Origin of the sequence: Oscillatoria salina IIICB1 (genome assembly GCF_020144665.1) — a bacterium.
Taxonomy (GTDB): Bacteria; Cyanobacteriota; Cyanobacteriia; order Cyanobacteriales; family SIO1D9; genus IIICB1.
Map to the genome: position 1 here is coordinate 11558 of NZ_JAAHBQ010000055.1, position 22200 is coordinate 33757.

A 22200-nucleotide genomic window follows, 5' to 3' on the forward strand; every position below is an offset into this window, starting at 1 on the left:
CTATATCACAGAAAATTTTATTTGCTGATATAGAACTTTATTTTGTAGTACATGAGTTTATCTCATAGTATACGTTCTTATCTTGAACGCTCCATCAACTAAATCACAGATTATAGTTTTTGTTTACTCAACAGTTACCGATTTAGCAAGATTGCGAGGTTGGTCTACATCTAAACCTCGCCTTGCGGCGATATGATAAGCCAGGAGTTGTAAGGGAACTACTGCCAGAATTGGCGAGAGTAATTCTTCGACTTCTGGTACGGGTAACAAATCGTTGAATGTTTCTGCGGCTTCAAGATCGTTAACGGGAGTTACGCCGATTAAACGAGCATCTCGTGCTTTCGCTTCTTGGGCGTTAGAAACAACTTTTTCGTAGACACCACCAGGCATCGCGATCGCCACTACTGGAACTTTAGCATCTAATAGGGCGATCGGACCGTGTTTCATCTCTCCGGCGGGATAACCTTCTGCATGGATGTAACTTATTTCTTTCAGTTTTAGCGCTCCTTCTAAAGCAATGGGAAAGTTAATTCCTCGTCCGATAAAAATAAAGTCTTGTGTCTCAGCAAAATCGTGTGCTAAGTCTTCTATTACTCGCTCTTGCTGTTCGAGAACGTTTTCAATGTGTTGGGGTAAGTGACGCAAACCAATCAATATTTCTTCGATTCTACTCGCAGATAAAGTTCCCCGACGATCGGCTAAATCTAACGCCAAACAGTAAAAACCAATTAATTGAGTAACAAAAGTTTTTGTCGCTGCTACACCAATTTCAATTCCCGCTTTAGTATCAATTATCTCATCAACAATGGAAGCAAGGGTACTTTCGGGTCGATTTGTCATTCCTAACAACCGCGCTTGAAATTCTGGTTGCAATTGACTGCGACGCTGTTTTTCCATTTCCAAAGCGGCTAAAGTATCGGCAGTTTCTCCCGACTGAGTAACGCCAATTGTTAGTGTATTCGGTGTAATTGGTGTGGGTGCATAGCGAAATTCCGAAGCATATTCTACCTGAGTAGGAATTCCGGCTAACTGTTCCAATAGGTATTTTCCCACTAAAGAAGCGTGCCAACTCGTACCGCAAGCAAGAATTTGAATTTGTGCTAAATTTTCCGATAGTTTCGGCGATAAACCCAGGTTAATTGGTGATAATTCGCAATTTTCTTGAGCGTGCCATGCTTGGTTAACATAAGCTTCTAAACAGTTACGCACTACTGCTGGTTGTTCGTAAATTTCCTTGAGCATAAAGTGGCGGAAACCGTGTTTTTCCACCAAAGTTGGACTCCAGCTTAGGGTGCGGGGCATTTTTTTCAGCCTTGTGCCAGTGAAATCATAGACTTCTACACCCAAGGGAGTCAACCGCGCTAATTCCCCATTTTCTAGAGATAGTACAGCGCGAGTGTGCGGAACTAATGCCGTAATATCTGAAGCACAGAAAAACTCCCCCTGTCCAAAACCGATCGCTAAAGGAGCTTGCTGGCGGACTACAATTAACTCATCAGGATATTCTGCTGCCGCGATCGCTAAAGCAAATGCTCCTTCTAAGCGGTTTACTGTTTTCTGTACTGCCTCTAAAAACGCATTTGAGTCTTGAAGTTCGGGAATTGGTTTTTCCGGCAAAAACTGGGCAATTAAATTAGGAATAACTTCTGTATCTGTTTCTGAGCGAAATTCACAGCCTTTACTTTTCAATTCATCCCTTAATTCGCGGTAATTTTCAATAATCCCATTTTGTACTACTGCTACCCGCATTCCACAATCTAAATGAGGATGAGCATTATATTCTTCTGGTTTACCATGAGTTGCCCAGCGAGTATGTCCAATACCTATTTGCGCATGATTTACTTCTCTTTCCAGCTTTTCCCGTAAATTGTAGAGTTTGCCTTTAGCCCGCACGCAATGAATTTTACCTTCACTGACTGTAGCAATACCAGCAGAGTCATAACCTCGATATTCCAGCCTTTCCAAACCAGCCAGCAAAATCTCTGTAGCTACTTGAGTACCAATATAGCCAACAATTCCACACATTTTGCCACTCACTCCTCTCAATCGTACTTGTAACATCATAAATCTTTGCTCAGAGGTACTCGGTTTTTCAGGAGAACTTGACTAACTTACTAGCTGGGTTTAATTCTACAGCCACCCAAAGGAAAAAAGAGGGGCAAAATGCTCCCTCTCTCGCAAGAAATATATTTAACTTAACAATGATTGCTACTTTTAGTACGCGAGACCCATACTGCGAGTAGTTTCTGCCCCTAGATAGACGCGAATGCTTAAGAAATCTGTTGGACAAGCAGTTTCGCAGCGCTTGCAGCCCACGCAGTCTTCGGTACGTGGAGAAGAGGCGATTTGAGCAGCTTTACAGCCGTCCCAAGGTACCATTTCTAGCACGTCTGTCGGACAAGCACGGACGCATTGAGTGCAGCCAATACAGGTATCGTAAATTTTGACTTGATGAGACATTTACTATTGACTCCTTACCGAGTGTTCTCCGTTTAATACAGCTTTTGGCTGTAGGCTAGTTTACCCTTGCATTTAACCTCCCTAACGTAAAAAGCTACAAACCTTTAAATTCCTTAACAAGTTAACCAAAATCTAGAGGTTACATACCACATTTTTACGCTAGCGAGCAGTTTTTGCTCGTTCTGATGAGGGGGAGGTAGGGATGTTTGGGAAACTTAGGCTCAATTTTGACGTCTTGTCAACTTATTAGCACTGCAAAAAGTCGCCCAAATTATATGTTCCAAAATGCTCGGGGAATACCCGGTTTACCCGATCTTACCCACCCGGACGAATTAATCAATTTTGGCATTCAATTACTCAAATTGTTCGGGGTTGTAGCTATTTTAATCTGTGTGTTGGGAGTTGCGATCGCTTTGATGAGCTTTTCCTTGCGTCGTCGAAATACAGAGAGTGAGATTTTCGTTTTCCAGTGGTTTCGGCGCTATGATACTTGGTTAAAATCTCTGCAACACGGTGCTTTGATTTTAGCACTGTTGGTTGTTGGTTTCTTACTTTTTTCTACTCTCAGCAATCGCTACCATCACTGGGAACAAGCTAAAGTGGCTCAAGTTGCTGCTAGTGTTGAGGGAGAGAGACTCACCCAACCTGCACCAGGAGTTCGTTATTTGGTCGAGGAACCTTATACTTATACTACTTTTGTGGATGGTCAACCAGTTCAGGTGGAAGAGATACAAAAAGTAAGTCGCTCTCTCACTCTGGACTCGTCTTCAATTTCGGTTAATATCAACGAAGTTAAGAATTTAGCTAATAATAAAAGCAATTATAGCGTTGATTTTAGCGCTCTTTATCAAGTTACTAATTCTCTTGCTGAAGGAGAAGATTTCTTTTTTGAAATTGCTCCTCCTTACAGTTATTTATTGTTGCAAAATTTCCGGGTTGAACGAGAAGAGGAAATTTTGCAACCTAGTAATCAGGGTGTTTATAGCTTTCCTTTCCGTTTAGAATCAGGGGAATCTACTCAGTTTCGGGTTATTTATCAAGCTCAAGGTTCGCCGCGTTGGGTTTATGAAGCTGGGGGACAATTATTAAGTAATTTTCGTTTGACAATTAATACTAATTTTAAGAATGCTGATTTTGCAAGTGGAATTACACCTACAGAAATAGAAAATCGCCAGAATGGTACAGTTTTTACTTGGATTTTTACGGAAAATGTTTCGGTACAAAATCCTTTTGGTGTCTTTACAGCTACAGAAAGAATTACGAATACGGGAATTTTACCTCGCTTGCTAATTTTAGCTCCGGCGGTATTTTTGTGGTGGTTGCTGTTATTGTATTTATCAATACCATTATCGCTGAGAAATGTGGCGATCGCTGGGGGATTATTTTTTGCTTGTCTGCTCGCTTTAACCTATTTTAGTCGAGTTATGGCTCCTACTTTCGCTTGGAGTATAATTTCGTTGGTACTTTTGGGACTGGTTTGGGGTTTGGGAAAATCTCGTAGTACATCCCTGGCTGCGGTCATTTGTACTATTGCGGGGGCGATCGCGCCTATTTTTGGTTTGCTTGTTCCTTATTCTGGACTTACTCTTAGTTTAGCGGGATTATTATCGGCTATTTGGTTGACAATTCTCAATTGGTATGATTGGAAACCACTAAGATAATCTCTAAAGGATATGGCATTAATTTCATCTCAATGCTATGACTGTAAACAATTAATTAAATTTGAAGTTCAGCAAACAATAATTAATCAAAAACTAAGATGGTATCTTTCAGGTAATTGCCATTTATGTGGCTCTTCAATTGAACTTGACGATGTAGGTTTTCTGCCAGAAAATCTTCGTCAAAAAATACTAAAAGAGGAAGGAGAGTGGAAAATAATAATCAAAAATTATGCCCAGAATAAATCAGTAATAATTAAATGCTTTCGTCAAATTTTAAATATATCAACTGTAGAAGCTTATCGAAAAATTCAGGAAACGGTAAATAATCATGACTTCATCTATAGAGGAACAAAAGTTGAAATTGAATGGTTATTGTCGTACTTTCAATTAGAGAAGATAAATTGCATTGTTCAACGGATTGAAGCGAGCTAATAACCTAACTTGATAGGTAATAAGATTGATTTTAAGAACTAAAAAATGAGTAATGGGTGTAAACTTGTAAATTAATTTATTTCGGTTTTTAGATAATATTTTTACTTGGAAAATTTAGGACATTTGTGTGTAAATGGATCGTTAGTATTTAAGAGTTATTTTAATTAATCTAAGAGACGTAGCACTGCTACGTCTCTACAAAAAGAGGTTAATTGATAATCAATTGAAGACTAAATTGCTTCCGCTTTCAACAATACCTCACCTTTAAGCATCCGTTCAGCAGCATCGAGTAATTCAGGTTCTTTATAAGGCTTGACAAAGTAACCTTTTGCCCCTTTATCTGCCGCTTTTTGCTGGTGTTTTTTCGCGCCACGAGAGGTAATCATCGCCACCGGGACTTGAGAAAGTTTTTCGTCTTCTTGAAGCTGAGACAGCAGTTTTAAGCCATCCATACGGGGCATTTCGATATCGCAGAAGACGATATCAAAACCTAAATCGGAGTTGAGTTTTTCCCAAGCATCTTGACCATCGCGGGCTTGTTCTACTTGATAACCTGCTTTTTTAAAGGTAGCTGAGAGCAATTCGCGGACAACAACCGAGTCATCAACGATGAGAACCTTGATTTCCGACTTAGGACGTACTTCCTGAATAAGTGTTGGCGGTTCTGTGGGAATTGGTTGTGGCTTACTTTTGCGGGTACTATTTGGTAATAAAACTTCGCCTTTGATCATGCGCTGGGCAGCATCGAGCAAGGCTTCTTCGAGATAAGGTTTGGTAAAATAACCACTAGCACCTAGTTGAGCAGCGACCTGGCGATGGCGATCGGCTCCGCGAGAGGTAAGCATAGCAATGGGAATAGAGGAAAGTTCTTCGTCTTTTTGCATCCGAGACAAGAGTTCTAAGCCATCCATGCGGGGCATTTCAATGTCGCAAAAGACGATATCGCTAGGCAAGCCAGAACTGAGTTTTTCCCAGGCTTCGTGACCGTCGCGAGCTTGTTCGACGCGGTAGCCGGATTTAGTAAAGGTAATCGAGAGGAGTTCGCGGACTGTAATTGAGTCATCGACAATTAAGACTAATGGCTCGCTCTTCACCGTACTAGGTTCTGGAGTTGCATTGGTGGTATCTTTACGCCAGAGGATGTTGGCGCCATCTTTGCGAATGCGTCCTTGGGAGATGTCAATCAGTTCGAGAACATCAGCGATCGCCATAACTCTTCCGTCTCCTAAAACAGTTGCACCTGCAATTCCTGGGGGTTTGGGAACAGGACCGCTAAGTTGTTTAATGACGATTTCTTGTTCTCCAAGAACTTGATCTACTTGAATGGCGAGTAAACTACCTGCACTGCGCAAAATTACAATCGAAATTAAATCATCTTCGCGTTTACCAGCATAGTGCTGACTTCTGCCAATTTGACGGTTGTAAGTTAGGAGTTCGCAGAGGGGCTGGAAGTTAAGTTGGCGATCGCGCCAGCGAATGCAATGATTGCCATCAGAAGTGGTTTGAATTTCACTGTGCGGTACGTCGAGCATATCTTCTACACCGTCCATCGGGAAGGCGATCCGATTTTTGTTGCTGATGCAGCAGAGGGCTTTACAAATACTTAAGGTTAAGGGTAGGCGAATCGTGAACGTGGTTCCCTTACCTAAAGTGGAGTCAATAGTGACTGTACCGCGAATTTCTCTAATGCTGGTACGCACTACATCCATACCTACACCGCGTCCGGCGAAGTCGTCGGCTTTGTCTTTGGTACTGAAACCAGCATGAAATAGCAACTCGTAAACTTCGATATCGGACAAGTTTGCTGCTTGTCGTTTGGTAATTAATCCGATTCCGACTGCTTTGTTTTTGACTCGTTCTGGGTCAATTCCGGCTCCGTCATCGGAGACGGAAATCACGGTTTGGTTTCCTTGGTGAAAAGCGCGAATAGTAATTTGTCCTGCGGCTGGTTTCCCGGCAGCGAGGCGCACTTGTTGGGGTTCGATTCCATGAGTCAGGGCGTTGTTAATCAGGTGTTTCATGGGATCGGAGAGATGCTCGAGAATCATCTTGTCGATCGAGGTTTCTCGACCTTCGATATGCAGCTTAGCTTCTTTATTCAATTTCATACAGATGCGCTTGACTGCACCAGGGAGATGAATGGCGGTTTCAGCAAAGGGAACCATGCGGGATTTGGTCAAGCCTTCTTGGAGTTGGTTGGTGACTTGCTGTAAGACTCTGGCGACTTGGTTAATTTCGTCAACGAGAAACTCGATATCTGAGGTGGACTCTCGCACCCGCACGATTAATTCGATCATCTCTTGAGAGAGCAAATGGAAGCCTGTAAAGCGATCCATTTCCAGGGGATCGTAATCACCGTGACGATCGTGACGATCGCTGCGAGACCCTGCGCTAATGTTGGCTGCTGCTCCGGTACTGCCGCGATCGTAAGAACTACGATTGGCAAGTAAGGCGCTTTCGAGTAGCGATCGCTCGTACAAGTCTTGCATTCTGCCGCCTACGTCGCTCAGTTGTCCTACTTGATGCAACAAATTATCTAAGAATTGGCGCAGTCTTTCTTCGTCTTGTTCGAGGCTATTGCGGTTGACTACTAACTCCCCAACCAGGTTACTCAAGTTATCCATTTGCTTGACTGGTACTTTGAGAGTTTGATCGCTGACTCGCGTTTGTCTGGAGTAACGTGGTGTTGGGGTAGTAACTGCTGTTGGGGGTCCGCCCATGGTTTGGGTGGCGAGGTCGAGTAATTCTTCTAAATCGGCAAAGTCTTCTTCGACAAGACTTTCACTACCCGCCTCAGTTACAGTTGTTTCTTCTTCTACTTCTACTAAGGCTGCTACTACTGCTTTTGCTGGTTGTTCTAGCCATGCTTCCAACTTCTCAAAGTCGCAGTTGTTAGTCTCGTCGAGTTCGTTTGCTTCAGGGATGGGTCGATCGAGCATTGCTTCTAGTTCGTCGAATTGCTCGAAATATTCGATGGACGCAGTTTCGGTTTGGACTGCTTCTTTTGGTTTGCTGGTTGGTACTACTGGGGGCGCAGTTTCATCGCTCAATAAGTTTGCTAAACTGTCTCCTGGCGTTTCTGAGTCGTGAGAATCGGTTTTGGCGGTGGCGAAGAGTTCGTTTAAGTCTGCTGATGTCTCAATTGATTCGTTTGTTGTTGAGTCGAACTCAGCAAATATATCTTCTAACTCTTCGAGGTTGGAACTTGTTTGTGTGTCGCGAAGCTGAGAATCTTCTAGTTTGAGCAACCTATCTGGGCTGTCTGACTCTATTTGAGCAAATAATTCATTCAATTCGTCAGCATCTTCGCTCCCGAAACGATTTTCTCTGACTAAATCTTTATTTTTGTTCGTTTCTGGGGCTGTGGATAAGGATAAGTCTTCTAATTCGCCGAAAGTGGTGGGTTTAGCTTGAGTTTCTTCTTCAAAAGCAAAGTCTTCGCCAAATAATTCGCTCAAATCTTCTGCTGAGGATGCGCTTGGGGTTTCGGCTTGAGTTTCTTCTTCAAAAGCAAAGTCTTCGCCAAATAATTCGCTCAAATCTTCTGCTGAGGATGGGTTTGGGGTTTCGGTTTGAGTTTCTTCTTCAAAAGCAAAGTCTTCGCCAAATAATTCGCTCAAATCTTCTGCTGAGGATGAGGTTTTTGTCTCGTCAATTGCCAAGATATCTGCTAAATCCTCTTCTTCAGTTTCTAAATCGGTTTTTAAATCAGTTGTTGGTGGATTGCGGGACTCAACTGGTTTTGCAGTTGTTTCTTCTGCAAACAGATCGCTCAAATCTCGATCCAAACTTTTACTGCTAGATTCTTCCGCTTTGTTGACATCACTGAATAAATCGGCAAAATCTCCTGTCTCGATTTCGAGATTGCTGTCAACTTTTTCTTCGGATGCAAAATCGGGTTCTTCACCTGCGAAAAGATCGGCTAAAGTGTTTAATTCTGCCATTCCCACTTCCGGTTCGACAGTAATCAGTTGGTTATTTTTGCCGACTGCGGTGAGTTTGGCTGATTCTGAAGTTGCAATGGTTGGTGAGGTTTTTTTGCTCGCTATTGCTTGCAGTTGCTGACTGGCTTTAATTTCGTCACCGCGATTTGCCACGACAAGTTCTGCTGCTTGTTTAATTTCTTTAACGACAATGCTGGCTAGTTTGGCAGTAGAATTTTGTGGATTGGCGATCGCTCTTGAAGCTGTTTGTAACAATTTTACCCAGTTTTTCTGTCCTTGATTGGCTCGCAGATGAACGAGTTTCTGACAGCTATTTTGCAGTTTGACACGGTTTTCTGGCAGATCTGGCTGCTTAAACAACTCCAGCATTGCTCGTAACTGAAGCAAAACTTGCTTGTGAAAGTTTTGCTGTTGGTTGGAGGCTTTCTTTTTCTGGGCTGGCTGTTTGCTTGCTGATTTGCTTTTACCGTAAGCAAGTTCTTTGAGTTGGCGATCGATTTGAGGAAAAAGTGGCTCTACTTCTGCCATTAATGATTTTCCTACGGTTTCGGGGATACCGCCCGGTTGTTGCAAGTGTTTGAGGAGTTTGTCTAGCACGGCAAACACCTGCATTAATTTTGATTTTAGTTGTTCGTTAACCTTAACTGGCGATTGTTTGAGAAATTTAAAATAATCTTCTAAGTGTAGGGCTGTTTTTTGAATGCTACCCAGATTTAACATTGCTGCTCCCCCTTTGATTGAGTGGGCTGCACGGTATACTTCTTGGATAGCTTCGGGATCTGCTAATGTCTCTGCGAGATTGGTAATCCCTTGTGAAATCGTTTCGAGGTATTCTTTTGATTCTTCTATAAAGTAACCTGTAATTTTTTGTAGTTGTTCTTGTTCCATTACCCAAATTCCCCCTCTTAGGAAGTCAGCTTATTTTTAGGGAATGCTGGACTCCTAGTTTTTTCTCGAATCTTTGATGTTCTTAGCTTAACGCGATCGCCTTTCAGTTGGACTTTCTTTTCTGGATACTTTTCCTTATTTTTCTCGGCTCGGTGGCGATCGCGATCGCCACCGCTATTGTCTCATATCACTATCAATGAGTATCGCGATCGCTAAATCCTAGTGGACGCGATCGCAAAAAGACCTAATTTCCCTCACCCACATAAGCTCTCAAATAAACGATCTTAGAAGTATCGAGTTCAGTATAAGTTTTTATGAATAACAAATTTTTAGTCCCTCCTCGTCTTCTTCCTGGTGCTGTCTCGGATCTTTTCGCTCAAGTTAGCAAATCTGGATGTATTACTCTTGCCGATCGTTATGGCTTGATGGCAGCTATTTTAGAAGAAGATTCTCTCTCTGAGGAAGAAAAGGCTTCTCTCGATCGATTGTTGCGAGCTACTATCCGAGGACGAATGCGACTGGTGGATGAACTTTCTGCTGTTTTAATCATTAATTGATTCGCGCTACTCCTGTTCTACTTTTCATGCACCAGTTCACTGCATTAATTTAATTTATTCTTCGATTTTATATCCTAATTCTGCTAACGTTAATCTCGATTGTCTCCATTTCGGCTGCACCTTGACAAATAATTCTAAATAAACTTTTCCAGCTATTAATTTTTGGATTTGCTGACGCGCAGCAGTACCAATTTCTTTGAGCATACTGCCACCTTTACCAATTAAAATACCTTTTTGCGATTTTCTTTCTACATTAATTGTCGCATAAATACGGGTGATATGTTCTTCTTCTTCTACTTTTTCGACCGCAATTGCTACTGAATGAGGAATTTCTTGACGAGTTAATAACAAAATTTGCTCGCGAATTAATTCACCCATGATAAAACGTTCTGGTTGGTCGGTGACTAAATCTGGGGGATAATAATAAGGTCCTGGTTCTAAGTTAGCAATTAACAAGTTTTGCAGTTGCTCTAATCCAGTCCCTGTTAGGGCTGAGAATTTGATTGAATCCCAATTATTGGCTTCAGAAATTTCCGCATAAGTTGCATCAATTGCTAAGAAATTTTCCGGCTGTTGGTCTGATTTATTTAGCCCCAAAATAACTGGTGTATCGGTATTTTCGAGAACATCAACAATAAAGCGATCGCCACCTCCAGCTTCTACCGAACTATCTACTAAAAATAATACTAAATCTACAGCATCGATTGCACTCAAGGCATTTTTGACGATGACTTTACCTAATTCGTGATGGGGTTTATGAATTCCCGGTGTATCGACAAAAATTATTTGGGCTTCTGCGGTGGTTAAAATACCTTGGAGTCGGTTGCGGGTGGTTTGGGCTACAGGCGAAGTTATCGCTATTTTTTGCCCGATTAATTGATTCATCAAGGTAGATTTACCTACATTTGGTCGTCCGATAATGGCGACAAATCCCGATTTGAATCCTTCGGGTGCTAAAGGGATTGTATATTCGCTTCTTTCGGGATTTATTTCTAAGTTTTCGTTAGTCATTTTCCTAATTATATTTTTGTCGATTTGTCTAATTTTAACCTGCCATAAAGGCTAATTTTGCTTTTTTTCATCAAGTCAAACTACAGCCTTGACTTCAAGGAAAATATCAAATAATTCTAACATATTTTCAAGCATTTTTTTATTAATTAAATTACGAAATTCATCTAACTTAACTTTAATTTCAATCAAAATATTTAGCCATCTATTCACCTAACTCATTTTAATTTTCCGGTGCTAGCAAAAGTGTATTTTCCCTTAAATTAGAATCATATTTTTGGTAAATAATTTTCAGCCAAATTTGATAATCCTCTCCTGAACTTCCACAAAAACTATTGAACATTTAACTATCAACTCACCTCTAAAAAATAACATTTTTGCTCCTAAACTAGTTAAAAAATCGCCTTTATATTTCCATAATTGAAAGGACATATTCTCCTTGATTAACTGATTTATTAGTAGCTACATCAAAAACTATTCCTGTAGCTTCGGCGCAAATTTCGATCGCCGTTGGTACTTTTCCTTGCTTGTTAAAGCTAAGGAGTTGATAAAGTCGATCTCCTGGTTGCACTCTACTTCCTAAAGGAACTATTTCTTGAATCATTCCACCACCAAAAGTATAGTATTTTTTAATTTTACTTTTCTCAACCAAGGTGATTTGATGTTTCGCAGTTTCAGCGAGAGGAAATTCAGCTAATTGAAGCATTTCTTTAGCAGCTAAGTAATTAATAATTCCGCGAAAACCTTTGTCAACAGACTCTCGTTCCATCTGCATTCCCGAACCTAATTCGAGCGTCCAAGATTCCAAATCAAATCTAGTTTCTTGTCCCAGTTGAGCTAATTTTTTTTCTAAAGCTAGCCAAGGTTTGATAAAAGCTTCGTCAAAAGCATCACCATCATATTCATTGAGAACAATCCCATAATCGAGGAGAAAATATTTAGCACTATCTTCGCGACTTTGGGAACAATAAAGATAATCGATAGCTTGGTTACTCGAACTATGAATATCGAGCGCATAATTAGCATCTAAACATAATGATTGTAAGATATAGCGATACTGTTCGTGATAAGGAAGACTGCTAGGTTGGTGAATTTTGGCAATTTGTTTTTGGAAAGCAGCTTGGATTACTTCCAGAAAATGATACCTAAGTTCTTCAGTTTCTTCAGTAATATTTTTCGAGACAAAAGAATCTAAGCGATTTGTTTCTTTTTCATAATCCCAAAAAATGCGGTTCCAATCTTTGCCATCATAACTATTGTAGCGACCCGAAGCAAAAAAATGACTGCGTTGATTGGTACTAAGAGGGTTACAAACAGGAACAAGCCAAATTTCGCCCTCAAGTTGAGTTGATTCTAAACTAGAAAAAAACTCAATTAATTGGTGAATAACAGCATTACCGACAATTTCTGCACCGTGCAGGTTACTTTGAAGATAAGCTTTTTTACCTGGTTTCGAGCCAATAAACTTGTAAACTTGGAGAGAAAGGCGATCGCCAGATGCTAGTTGTAGTAAATCGAAGGTGTCAATTTTGGGGATCATCGCATTGAGCTATTGGTTCAGATAAAACTCCCATTGTAATTTATTTAAATCAGGATGCAAACGCAATCGCTCGAATTCGTTAACGCTAGCTGAACAAGCTGGCTTGAGCGTGTTATCTTCAAGTTAATAGCTAAGAGAAAATTCTAAAATAGTACAAATAAGGGTAAAACGGAGAGCAAAGAAAGTGAATCCAAAGGGTGAATGGACTTGCGATGGAGTGCCGAAAAATGATGCTTATTCCTCTCAGGGTACAGGTCCCCATCCCCCACATCAAAATACGGGTCCCGATTGTGCAGTTTGTGGTTTACCTAGGGAAGCAATGGAAACCTCTAAGAAATCGAAGACAACTGTGGTTTCTAATCCAATTGGTTCGTCTAAACCGGGATTAGTTCCCATTTTACTAGCGGTAGTTGGGGTAATTCTGTTGTTGGGTGTGGGGTTCGGTTTGTATCGAGTTGTTGCGACGCGAAATAATAATGTCTCAGATTCAGGGACGACAGAATTTGTTAGTAGCAATGCGGTTAATGAAAGTTTAATTTCTCAAGGTGAGAAAGTTTTATTAGAGGTAACGCCAGCAAAAAGCAGTGCTGCGTTAGCATTTACAAGTAAAGATTGGTTAGAAGCGATCGCGCTTTATCAACAAGCAACTGATAGCGATCCTAACGATCCCGAAAGTAAAATTTATCTGAATAATACCCAAGCTATCCAAGCTGGTAATCCTTTAACGATCGCCGCAGTGGTTCCGATTTCCTCTAGTAGCGATACGGCTAAGGAAATCTTGCGCGGTGTGGCTCAAGCTCAAGATGAGTTTAACTCATCGGCTCCCCCTGGAGGTCGTTTGTTACAAGTTGCGATCGTCAACGATCCTGAACCGACAAAATCGGCTACTTTGGCGCAAGATTTAGTTCAGTCGCCAAATATTCTGGGAGTATTAGGACATGGAATCGATAGCGGTAGTCGTCAGGCGATCGCAATTTATGAGCAAAATAATTTAGCGGTACTTTCTCCGGTGAGTACGAGTATTACTCCTAGTGGTGATGGGAATTCGACGGTAAAAACTATTCCCCAAACTGAGAAAACTGGTGAGTTACTGGGTAATTATTTGCAAACGGTGGGGATCACTTTGGCTAAATACGCTAATACTCAACAATCTTCCCCCGCAGCAGTGGTTTTCTTTAACTCTGATAGTCCCTACAGCGAATTACTCAAACGCGAATTTATTAACGCTCTTTCACAACAAAATGGGAGAGTAGTTAAAGAAGTAGATGTGACAACGGCTGATGTTGCAACGGAAATCAATGCTGCTTCCCAAGCAGGTGCAAACATAGCGATGCTGGCTTTAAGTAAAAATAAGGTTAACCAAGCTGTAGAACTCGCCCAAGCTAATGCTAACCTACCTCAACCCTTAACCTTAATTGGCGGTGACGAACTGTATAACCCGACAATTCTCGTTGAAGGAGGAGACGCGATCGCGAATATAGTTTTAGCAGTTCCGTGGCGATCGCAACCTAACGATCCTTTTGCGGCAGACGCAGCTAACATTTGGAAAGGAAGGGTAAGCTGGCGTACTGCTACCGCTTACGATGCTACCCAAGCTTTAATTCAAGCTATTAGTCAAAACTCTACCCGCGAAGCCGTTTCCCAACAACTCGCAAGCGGTATCCCCATCGAAGGTACAAACACCGAAGCGAACGTTCTTGAGGAAGTTCCTCTCGTTCAAGCAACTCCCGGTACTCAAGGACCTCCCGGTTCTAAATATCAATTCGATCCTGTTCCCTAATTAGTTGTCTCACCTCTTACCTCAAAAAAATGACTTTCTCTCGTCGTCCTTTGTGGTTGTATCCCTTATTTCAAATTCCCCTAATTTTGTTGGGTATTTTCTTAGCAACAGCATTACTTTTCTGGCTATTTGGGATTGGTAGACCGAATGTAGCCGTAGCTATTGGTTTGGATCTGAGTACGAGTACCTATGCACCCCAAGAATTTAACGCCCCAGGTACAGTAATGTCTCAGGAAGTAGCGGCGGTGCGATCGTATTTAGACATCAACGATCGCCTTTTACGTCAACCAAACCAAGTGCAAGTATTTGGGTTTGGAGGAGTTACAATCTCGCTAACTGGTGATTTTCAAACCGACAGTCAAAAAATCAACGCAGAATTAACTCAAGCCTTACAAGATCCCAATTTACCTCAAAGCGTCGCTAACGAAAGCACCGACATTAATTTAGCCATCCAAAGTGGGATCAATGCACTCAGCCAAATTAGCGATCGCTGTCGAGAATTTCTCTTAGTCACCGACGGTGGCGCCCCCGTTTCCGCCGAAATCATCGCTAACGCGAGATCCCAAAGAGTCAAAATCAATACTGTTATTATCGGGGGCGAATCTTTAGAATTACGAGCAGCAGCTTTTGCCACTAGAGGTAACTATCACACCACTGCTAGCAACAATCTCGAAACCTTATTTACCGAACGATTATTCACCAGTTTCAACAGCAATCTCAAATGGATAATCTTCTGGCTAGGTGCAGCTTGGATAGCTTTAATGTGGACGCTAGTTTTACCTTTAGATCGTTGGCTTTTCCAAAATATAATGCAAATGCCCATTAATTTAGCAGGTCAATTAGCATTAGGAAACGCCTTCTTCTGGACTGCTGCCACCCCAGGAATTATCATCGGCATCTATCGCTTATTAAACCTTTCCGGCTTACCCTTCTTTTCTAGTTGTTAAAACCCTCGTTACCTAGCTCCGCCTGGTAACGCCCTCCAGAGGCTCCCCCTCCCCCGAAAATCATCACCAAAGGAGTAACCAATGCCAGCACAAACAGAAGAAAAAAGTATGGTTCCCACAGTCCTCGTCGGCATCGGCGGAACCGGAACCGAAGTCTTAGCCAGAGTACGAAGATTAATCGAAGAAACCTACGGCAGCTTAAACAAATTTCCCATCGTTAGTTTCCTAATTATCGATACCGACAAAGATTACAAAATTAATAACACTGAAGCCGGAGGTTCCCCCTTCAAAGATAACGAAAAACACTGGGCAAGAGTAAGCGGCAAACAAGTCCGAGAAATGGTCGCCGACATGGAAAATTATCCTTGGATTGACCGTTGGTTTCCCAGAGAATTAGAGCGAAATATCACCTCCCTTGAAGCAGGTGCGGGACAAATTCGCGCTTGCGGACGCTTCGCTTTTTTCTGCAATTATCACGAGATTCAAAAGAAGTTTCTTGAAGCAGTTAATCGCACCAAGGGCAAAGATAATTTCATGTTAAACGAGTATGGAATTAAAGTAAATAGCGGCAGTATTAATGTTTTCGTTACAGGTTCTTTATCCGGCGGTACGGGTAGCGGAATGTTAATCGATATCGGCTACTGCGTTCGTAACTGGCTAAAAAAAGAACAAAGTCCCCTCATAACTGCAATTGTCCCCACCCCAGAAGCTTTTGCAGGTATCAATGTTGGCGATAAAGTCTTAGCAAATGGCTATGCGGCGATGATGGAATTAAGTTATTTTTCCGATTATCGCACCGAATATGTCAGTCAATTTAGTAGCGGTTTAGTTGACGAAGTTCGCAGCAAATCGGCGCCCTTCGATTTCACCTATTTAGTAGGGACAAAAAATGGGGAAAGTGACTTTAAATTAGAGCAAATTCGGGAAGCGATCGCTCAAAATATTTTCCTCGATTTAACCTCTGATTTTTCTCCTCATAAACGTTCAATTCGCGATAACATTAAAAGTGCTTGGGCGCAAGCAGATCCTGGCGGACGAGGCTACCCGAAAAACTTTATGAGTTTTGGGCTATCAACCATCGAAATTCCGATCGCGCAAATTCGTACTTCTTTAAGTAACCGAATCGCTCAAGATTTAGTTAGTTGGTGGCTGAATGAAAAAGTAAATTTGCATCCACAAATGCGCGAATTTGTGCAAAACGATATTCTCAAAAGAATGCGCCTTACCGAAGCAGAAACGATCGCCGATATTTCTGCCGCCCAAGATCGTTCTTATCTGGCAATAATTTCCGACTGGATTAACAGTATTCGTCAAGAAATTGCTAGTGAAAATTTACTCCAATGTACCCAACAAGGTGTCAATATGTTGGGGCGAGAAAAAGGTAAAATCCTGCAATTCGTTGATGGATATTTAAAACCCAAAGTTGATGAATATCGCAGCAATCATTTTCGCGAATTAAGTACCGACGAACGCTTACACGGCGATTACTTGCAGAAAATGTACGACAATCGGAATCAATTAGTTATCCGAGGTCGTCAAAGTTTAGAAAGCGAATTTTATCGCATTTTAGAAGACCGCACTCAAGGACCCAAATTCGCAGCTAGCTTTATTGTGACTGTGCGGCAAATCTTGGAAGATATGGCGGAAAAATTCCGTTCCCAACGCGATAAAATTTGGGAACCAAAAGAAAACGAACGTCAAAAACAATACGAACAAGGACTTCAAGATTTAACCGAATTTAAAGACAAATTTGGCACAACTAAACAAGCAAAAATGGAGCAGTATTGTGAAAATGCTCTCAGTGGTTTAGAAGGTACTTTAATCGCGATAATTCAACGCAAAGCGCGGTCAATAAGCTTAGATGTAATCGACCGCTTACAAGAGCATTTAACCTTATTAGAACGACGTTTTAATCGCTGGCAACAAAAGTTAATTCAAACCCGCGATTTGTACAAAGAAAAAGCTGACAAGCAGGCTAAAAGCGCCGATGCTTTAGTTATTAACGGGATTAAACTATACGATCGCCAAGAACTCAATAGCTTGTATCAAGACTTAATCGAACAGCTAGCAGGTGCAACAGTAGGTAACAAAACTGCTTATGAAACTGGTATGGATTCGATTTGTAGTACCATGTCTCAAGATGTTCTCGATCGAGCAAGTTCCTTGTGGAAAGAAACCCGTGCAGCTAACGAAATTATGCGGCTATTTGACATTACTGAAATTCCCGATGTCAAAGATGAAGATTTCCAGCAAATTATCTTCGAGCGCACGAAAAAAGTAGTAGAAGAGGCGCCCCAAACAAGTAAAATTAAACAAGAATTAGCTGCCTGCGATCGCATCTTTAAGCTTTACAATGACAATAGCGAAATTGTCAATAATATTCGCATTGCTTTTAACAAATCTAAACCTTTAATTCTCCTCAATCAAGCTGTATTACGCGGCAAAGATGCCAATTTCACCCCCGCACTAAATGTCAATGTTGCTGTTTTAGGAGGTCGGAAAACTAGCGATCCTGCCGCTCAAAAATTTATTCCCATGTTACAAGAATTTATTGGCAATGAAGATGCCATTAAACCATTAGGAGATCCCGAACGCCATCGCATTATTTTTGTGCAAGAAATTGGTGGTTTTTCTCTGCGGTGTATTGATGGAATGCGCGATTTACGACAGTCTTACCAAGATTGGAAAGGTGAATTTATTGTCGCTAAACGAGCGCAATTAAAAGGTGAAAGTCGCGATTTACCCGTTCCCGTTCACATTCAAAAAGAACCGCCTTTCTGGGACATATTTCCTGAAGATCCGCGCGTTTTTTACTTAGTAGTCCAAGCGAGAGCATTAGATATTCTTCGCCAAGAAGAAAACAAAGCTACCAAAGAAAATTCGATTCGCTATACAAAATCAACTGCGATTGGCGAACAAAAAGTCGATCTGGCTTCGAGTTGGGAAGAAGTAACCCAAGTGTTAGAAATTAAAGCTTGTCGTGAAGATCGCGAAGAAATTCAACGTCAATTGTTGCAAAAATTAAATGCGGCTGATACTGAGGCGAAAAAACAAGCCTTATTTCGGCAATTACTTGCTTATTTAGAGCAACGTGCGTTAGAATTAGAAGGAGGAAAAGATAGTCCAGATTATAAACGAGAAGCACAAATTATTCTCAATTTAATCGAAGCCAAAAAACTAAAAACTGCAACTGAAATTTCCCTCCAATCAGAGCAAATTAAACAACCCGTAAAAGTTACCCAACCAGTAAATTCAACAGGTGTACCTAATCAAATAGAGGGAAATAATGGTGCGAGAAATCAACAAGATCCGACACCGCGAAGTCACGTTTTTTGCACTAACTGCGGTACGCCAAATCCGGCTAATTCTAAATTTTGCTTTAAGTGCGGCACAAAGTTAGTTAAGTGAGATTAAGAGTGGGTAGCGATCGCTATTGAAGGCTCGATCTGATTGACACGCCCTAGCGATCGCCAGTTAGATATTTTGCTAACATTTTCTCAATTTGCTTAACTGAGGCGCGTGGAGAAGGGCGGGGTAGGATTTGCTCTTTTCCTCCTTGGCTGACAGATAATACTGGTACTTCGTATTGGTAAGCGGCAAACCAATCTTCACGAGTAGTAATATCTCGCATTTCGAGGTCGAAATGCGGTTCTTGTATTTGGGCTAACTTTTCTGCTAGTCCCTCGCAGAGGTGACAACCAGGTTTGCCATAAAGAATCAGTAGCATAGTTTTAGTCTCGATAAAAATACGGTTTTCCGGTCGGGTTATGTTTGTTTATGCTTTACAATAAAAATTGACCGTTGGAAAGGAGTCCACATGGCAAGCCATACTACTCTCAGCCCAGTTCAAATTTCTCAGCTTGACCTCGAAGAACTTAATCAACGCTTTGAGAAAGCCGATCCGAAAGAAATTATCGCATGGGCGGTGTCTAATTTCCCGACTCGCTTGGTGCAAACTAGCGCTTTCAATATTGATGACTTAGTTATCACTGACCTGATCTACCGCAAACTTAAGCCAGCAAAGCCAGTTCCGGTGTTGTTTCTCGATACTTTGTTCCACTTTCGGGAAACGCTGGAATTGGTGGCAAAAGCTAAAAGAATTTATCATCTCAACCTCAAAGTATCTCAAACCCTGAATGTTAATAGTCGCGAAGAATTTGCGGCTAAGTATGGCGAAGCTTTATGGGAAAAAGACGTAGCTAAATTCCATGAAATCACGAAAATTGAGCCTTTGCAACGGGGATTAGCTGAGTTAAAGGCAGGAGCTTGGATTACCGGGCGGCGACGGGATCAAGCGCCAACTCGCGCTCATATGCCAATTCTGGAATTAGATAACCAAGGACGTTTAAAAATCAATCCCCTGGCTAACTGGACTCGTAAAGAAAGTTGGGCGTATGCTTATGAATACGACCTAATTTACAATCCTCTCCACGATCGCGGCTATCCTAGTATTGGCGACGAACCTTTAACTACTAAAGTTGGTCAAGGCGAAGACGAACGCGCCGGACGTTGGCGTGGTATGAGTAAAACTGAGTGTGGTATCCACCTGTAAAACAACTAGGGTGCGTTGTCTACTAACGCACCTTGCTTTAAGTAAATTAATATTTTTGCTGAGTTTTATGCGGCTTTTTTCTGATTAGGCTTTTTTTTACACTTACGAGTTGGTTTTTCCGGTTCAACAAAATCTAGAATCCAGTTCAACATCCCTCTGATTTTGCGCTTAAAAGGATTTCTTTTAATTCCGAGAGTGGTGTCGAAGCTTTCGTAAGCTTTCTGATAGTCTCCCATGTGTTGGAGTGCCATTCCTCGAAATAACATCGCTAAATTATCTTCTGGTGCTACTTTTAAAGCTTCTTCAAAGCTAATAAGTGCTTCTTCGTAGCGATCCAAATGAGTTAGCGCTGCACCCCGCAACACCCAAGCAGTGTTATCATCAGGCTGCATTTCTAAATACTTATCGTAGCTGGCGATCGCTTCTTCGTATTTAGATTCGCTAGCTAGCTGCTGCCCTTTTTGATAGAAGTATTGGCGATCGTCACGAGGATTTTTTGATGGTTGATTTGGTGTGGTACTTTGCTGGTTCATCATTGCTGTCAGCATTTGCTTTGTCGGAGTTAGTAGATGTGATGTTTACCCTGAAAACCCTACTTAACAAGTCTTCTCCTCATGAAAGTATTTTGTCATTTTTCCTGAAAAGGAGTCTTGCTAGCATGAAATTAGACAAAAAGGAACGCGAAATTGACTAGCAAATCTGAGTTGGCAAATAACTCCAATTCACTAGTTTAATTATCTATTTTATTAGAGAGCTTAACATATCATTTAACAAAAATCCATTTTTTCACGGAGACTTTAGAAAACCTTTACAAATGAAGACTTTCTTCTTAAGTATGAATACTAAGATTAGGAACAATGTTGTCACATTCTTGAGTGAAATTACTGAAATTTCTTGAGTGTCAACAAATAAATTATACTTCAAGAAAACTAGCGATCGCTAATTGAGGAGAAACAGCAAATTTGCTTAACTTAACAAGCATATTTACCACAAAAACTTGTGCGGTGATTCTCTCATAGGATGTACTAGCGAACTTTTGCTGACAAAATAAAATAAGACACAGTAATCGAGAAAAAAATGATTCAAGTTCTTCATTTATCTGATATTCACATGGGGAGTGGTTTCTCCCACGGTCAAGTTAATCCCGAAACTGGCTTAAATACACGATTAGAAGATTTTATCAATAGTCTAGGAAAATGTATCGATCGAGCGATCGCCGAACCAGTAGACTTAGTATTATTCGGTGGCGATGCGTTTCCCGACGCGACACCAGCCCCCTACGTCCAAGAAGCCTTTGCCGGGCAATTTCGGCGTTTAGCAGACGCAGGAATTCCCACCGTAATGTTAGTAGGTAATCACGACCAACATTCCCAAGGAAACGGCGGCGCGAGTTTGTGCATTTACCGAACCTTAGGAGTACCTGGGTTTATTGTCGGCGATCGCATCGCTACCCACAAGATCCCTACTCGCAACGGCGACATTCAAGTGATAACTTTACCTTGGTTAACTCGTTCCACACTCTTAACTCGTCCCGAAACCGAAGGACTTTCCCTCGGCGAAATTAACCAATTATTAATTCAACGTCTCCAACCCGTCTTAGAAGCCGAAATTCGTCGATTAGACCCCGAAATTCCGACAATTTTACTCGGACATTTAATGGCAGATCGCGCTAACCTAGGAGCAGAGCGTTATTTAGCCGTCGGGAAAGGATTTTCCGTTCCCGTTTCCTTGCTAATTCGAGAACAATTTGATTATGTCGCATTAGGTCACGTTCACAAACACCAAAACCTGAATAAATCTAACCAGCCACCAATTATCTATCCGGGTAGTATCGAAAGAGTAGACTTTTCCGAAGAAAAAGAAGACAAAGGTTATGTCATCGTTGAAGTCGAACCAGGAAAAGTAAAATGGGAATTTTGTCCTTTACCAGTACGTCCTTTCTGTACAATTGAAGTTGATGTTTCCCAAGTCGAAGAACCAGAAGCGGCAATAATTGCAGCTATCGAAAAAAAAGACATTCAGGATGCAGTCGTGCGCTTAATTTACAAACTGCGATCGGAACAGTTAGATTTAGTTAATACTGGTAAGTTGCACGAAGCTTTGACAACAGCACATACTTTTAGTATTCGTCCAGAATTAGTTTCTCAACTAGCCCGTCCTCGCTTACCAGAATTAGGAGTTGGTAGCGGTTTAGATCCTTTATCAGCTTTGCAGACTTATTTAGAAAATCGTGAAGATTTAAAGGATATTCAAAAAGAAATGGTCGCTGCCGCAGAACGTTTATTGAGTGGTGTTGAAGATGAAGGTATAGTGGTAGAAACGAGTAGCAAACAGTTACGGTTGTTGTAAGTTGGGTTTTTGAGATGGGTTGGGTTTTGAGTGTCTCGCCAAGACGCTAAGACGCAAAGAAAGGGCGCAAAGTAATTTTGCT

General features: G+C 41.4%; 15 protein-coding genes. 8 read left to right on the forward strand and 7 right to left on the reverse strand.

Annotation, left to right across the window (positions count from 1 at the left end):
- Positions 1 to 123: 123 nt before the first annotated feature.
- Together glmS and psaC are read right to left on the reverse strand one after the other, a co-directional pair.
- The gene (gene glmS / locus G3T18_RS16830; protein ID WP_224411761.1) at positions 124 to 2025 is read right to left on the reverse strand and encodes a glutamine--fructose-6-phosphate transaminase (isomerizing); all 1902 of its coding nucleotides are present in this window, start codon (positions 2023 to 2025) and stop codon (positions 124 to 126) included.
- 189 nt (positions 2026 to 2214) lie between these two features.
- The gene (gene psaC / locus G3T18_RS16835; protein WP_224411738.1) at positions 2215 to 2460 is read right to left on the reverse strand and encodes a photosystem I iron-sulfur center protein PsaC; all 246 of its coding nucleotides are present in this window, start codon (positions 2458 to 2460) and stop codon (positions 2215 to 2217) included.
- Positions 2461 to 2735: 275 nt separating this feature from the next.
- On the opposite strand from psaC, the gene G3T18_RS16840 reads away from it, so the two are divergent.
- Together G3T18_RS16840 and G3T18_RS16845 are read left to right on the forward strand one after the other, a co-directional pair.
- Positions 2736 to 4121, forward strand: a complete 1386-nt coding sequence (locus G3T18_RS16840; protein ID WP_224411739.1) for a hypothetical protein — start codon at positions 2736 to 2738, stop codon at positions 4119 to 4121.
- Between the two features lie 12 nt (positions 4122 to 4133).
- Entirely contained in the window at positions 4134 to 4553 is a 420-nt protein-coding gene (locus tag G3T18_RS16845) for a hypothetical protein (protein ID WP_224411740.1), read from the forward strand.
- 230 nt (positions 4554 to 4783) lie between these two features.
- Here G3T18_RS16845 and G3T18_RS16850 read toward each other — a convergent pair whose 3' ends face one another.
- Positions 4784 to 9385 carry a hybrid sensor histidine kinase/response regulator gene (locus tag G3T18_RS16850; RefSeq protein WP_224411741.1) on the reverse strand — a complete coding sequence of 1534 codons (4602 nt, stop codon included), beginning with the start codon at positions 9383 to 9385 and terminating at the stop codon, positions 4784 to 4786.
- Positions 9386 to 9699: 314 nt separating this feature from the next.
- On the opposite strand from G3T18_RS16850, the gene G3T18_RS16855 reads away from it, so the two are divergent.
- Positions 9700 to 9942, forward strand: a complete 243-nt coding sequence (locus G3T18_RS16855; RefSeq protein ID WP_224411742.1) for a hypothetical protein — start codon at positions 9700 to 9702, stop codon at positions 9940 to 9942.
- Positions 9943 to 9996: 54 nt separating this feature from the next.
- Here the strand turns inward: G3T18_RS16855 and era are convergent, their stop codons facing one another.
- Both era and G3T18_RS16865 read right to left on the reverse strand, forming a co-directional pair.
- Positions 9997 to 10953, reverse strand: coding sequence for a GTPase Era (gene era / locus G3T18_RS16860; RefSeq protein WP_224411743.1), 957 nt, complete (start codon positions 10951 to 10953; stop codon positions 9997 to 9999).
- A gap of 403 nt (positions 10954 to 11356) precedes the next feature.
- On the reverse strand, positions 11357 to 12490 hold the full coding sequence (locus tag G3T18_RS16865; RefSeq protein ID WP_224411744.1) for a succinylglutamate desuccinylase/aspartoacylase family protein: 1134 nt from the start codon (positions 12488 to 12490) through the stop codon (positions 11357 to 11359).
- A 184-nt stretch (positions 12491 to 12674) separates the two neighbouring features.
- Between G3T18_RS16865 and G3T18_RS16870 the strand changes: the two genes are divergently transcribed.
- From G3T18_RS16870 to G3T18_RS16880, 3 genes are all read left to right on the forward strand, one after another.
- Positions 12675 to 14270 carry an ABC transporter substrate-binding protein gene (locus tag G3T18_RS16870; RefSeq protein WP_224411745.1) on the forward strand — a complete coding sequence of 532 codons (1596 nt, stop codon included), beginning with the start codon at positions 12675 to 12677 and terminating at the stop codon, positions 14268 to 14270.
- Positions 14271 to 14299: 29 nt separating this feature from the next.
- Positions 14300 to 15217 (forward strand): vWA domain-containing protein, encoded by a 918-nt coding sequence (locus tag G3T18_RS16875; RefSeq protein WP_224411746.1) that lies wholly within the window; start codon positions 14300 to 14302, stop codon positions 15215 to 15217.
- An 81-nt stretch (positions 15218 to 15298) separates the two neighbouring features.
- Positions 15299 to 18625, forward strand: coding sequence for a tubulin-like doman-containing protein (locus G3T18_RS16880; protein ID WP_224411747.1), 3327 nt, complete (start codon positions 15299 to 15301; stop codon positions 18623 to 18625).
- A gap of 52 nt (positions 18626 to 18677) precedes the next feature.
- On the opposite strand, the gene G3T18_RS16885 is transcribed toward G3T18_RS16880, so the two are convergent.
- Positions 18678 to 18944: a glutaredoxin family protein gene (locus G3T18_RS16885; RefSeq protein WP_224411748.1), complete on the reverse strand. Its 267-nt coding sequence runs from the start codon at positions 18942 to 18944 to the stop codon at positions 18678 to 18680.
- A 90-nt stretch (positions 18945 to 19034) separates the two neighbouring features.
- Between G3T18_RS16885 and cysH the strand changes: the two genes are divergently transcribed.
- Positions 19035 to 19769, forward strand: a complete 735-nt coding sequence (gene cysH, locus G3T18_RS16890) for a phosphoadenosine phosphosulfate reductase (protein WP_224411749.1) — start codon at positions 19035 to 19037, stop codon at positions 19767 to 19769.
- A gap of 65 nt (positions 19770 to 19834) precedes the next feature.
- Here cysH and G3T18_RS16895 read toward each other — a convergent pair whose 3' ends face one another.
- On the reverse strand, positions 19835 to 20317 hold the full coding sequence (locus G3T18_RS16895; RefSeq protein ID WP_224411750.1) for a tetratricopeptide repeat protein: 483 nt from the start codon (positions 20315 to 20317) through the stop codon (positions 19835 to 19837).
- Between the two features lie 529 nt (positions 20318 to 20846).
- On the opposite strand from G3T18_RS16895, the gene sbcD reads away from it, so the two are divergent.
- A complete protein-coding gene (sbcD, locus tag G3T18_RS16900; protein ID WP_224411751.1) occupies positions 20847 to 22118 on the forward strand; it encodes an exonuclease subunit SbcD in 1272 nt (423 codons plus the stop codon).
- The last annotated feature ends 82 nt before the right edge of the window (positions 22119 to 22200 follow it).